Origin of the sequence: Actinomadura sp. CNU-125 (assembly GCF_001942465.1) — a bacterium.
In the GTDB taxonomy this organism is placed as follows: Bacteria; Actinomycetota; Actinomycetes; order Streptosporangiales; family Streptosporangiaceae; genus Spirillospora.
In genome coordinates this window covers 1-1372 of record NZ_MKJY01000534.1, presented here as the reverse complement: position 1 = coordinate 1372, position 1372 = coordinate 1, and the positions used below count along the sequence as shown (strand labels likewise).

Below are 1372 nucleotides of genomic sequence, written 5' to 3'. Positions count from 1 at the left end.
GGCCGGACGCGCGGGCTCGCCACCGCCGGGACCGTCCTGTCGCTCGCGCTCGTCACGACGTCGGTCGCGGCGCAGGCCCCCGACTCGATGAAGTACCGCGAGGTGACGTGGCGGCCCACCACCGACCCGGGCACGAACCAGGAGTACCGCGTCACCGTCGGCCAGGGCACCCTCGACCTCACCGCGCTGCCGCTGCGCGCCGGGCGGCGGGTCACGATCGACGCCGAGGTCGTGCTCGGCGGCCTCGCGGTCACCGTGCCGAAGGACGCCCGGATCGTCCTGGACGCCCGGATCGTGCTCGGCGACCTGCGCATCGACGGCCGGACGTCCAGCGGCCCGAACGTCCGCGCCGAGCGCGTCTTCGAACCGGACCCCGGCATCGCGGACCCGCCGACGATCGTGCTGCGGCTGCGCGGGAAGATCGGTGACGTGGACGTGGACGTGGCCCGTGGCTGAGCGGCCCGCCGAGCGCGCCCCGAAGCGGCGCCGCTTCGACCCGGCGGGCCCGGTGACCGGTGTGTTCTTCCTCGCGCTGGCCGGGGCGTTCCTCGCCGAGGGGTTCGGCGGCGGCCGGTTCCTGAACCCGGTTCTCGTCGTCCCGCTGGTGCTGATCGGCCTCGGCCTGGTCGGCGCCGTGCGGGTCGCGACGCGCGGGCGCCGCCGCGATCGCGACACATAGTTGACTTCCTCCCCTCCCTGAAGGGAGGCGATTCCTACGGCTCGCGCCGCGGGTGTTTCTGCTTCTGTGCCGTCGGCGGCGGGGGTTCCCCGGCCGTCTTACGTCGGCTCCACAGACATCGCCGGGGGACAGACGCCCGGCTGCGGCGTGACCGGCCGCAAGGATGTTCTTGGCCGCATTGACGTCCCGGTCATGGCGGGTGCGGCAGCCCGGGCACGTCCAGCACCGGGCGGAAAGACTCAAGTGCTCCAGGACGTGCCCGCAGCACGAGCACGTCTTGGAGGAAGGAAACCAGCGATCGATCACGATCACGGTCCGCCCGGCACGTTCGGCTTTGTATTCGAGCATGCGGCGGAACTCGCCCCACCCGCAGTCGGAGATCGCCCGCGCCAGGGCACGGTTGCGGACCATGTTGGTGACGGCGAGGTCTTCGATCACGATCGTGTCCGCGTCACGGACCAGGTTGGTGCTGGTGCGGTGCAGGAAATCTTGGCGGGCGTCGCGGACCTTGCGGTGGGCGCGGGCGACTTTGGTTTTGGCTTTGCGGCGGTTGGCCGAGCCGGGTTGTTTGCGGGCCATGCGCCGCTGGTACCGGGCCAGATTCCGCTGCTTCTTGTCCAGATGCCGGGGGTTGGGGATGCGCCGCCCGTCGGAGGTCACCGCGAAATCCTTGATCCCCAGATCGATCCCGAT

Annotated in this window: 1 protein-coding gene and 2 pseudogenes; 2 read left to right on the top strand and 1 reads right to left on the bottom strand. The window is 71.4% G+C overall.

What is annotated here, in order from left to right:
• A pseudogene (locus BJF79_RS39945) lies at positions 1–456 on the top strand (LiaF domain-containing protein); the annotation flags it as partial.
• A complete protein-coding gene (locus BJF79_RS57590) occupies positions 449–679 on the top strand; it encodes a hypothetical protein (protein ID WP_075905222.1) in 231 nt (76 codons plus the stop codon). The pseudogene BJF79_RS39945 and the gene BJF79_RS57590, both read left to right, overlap by 8 nt.
• A 216-nt stretch (positions 680–895) precedes the next feature.
• Here the strand turns inward: BJF79_RS57590 and BJF79_RS39935 are convergent.
• Positions 896–1339 (bottom strand): annotated as a pseudogene (locus BJF79_RS39935) (RNA-guided endonuclease InsQ/TnpB family protein); the annotation flags it as partial.
• Between the last annotated feature and the right edge of the window lie 33 nt (positions 1340–1372).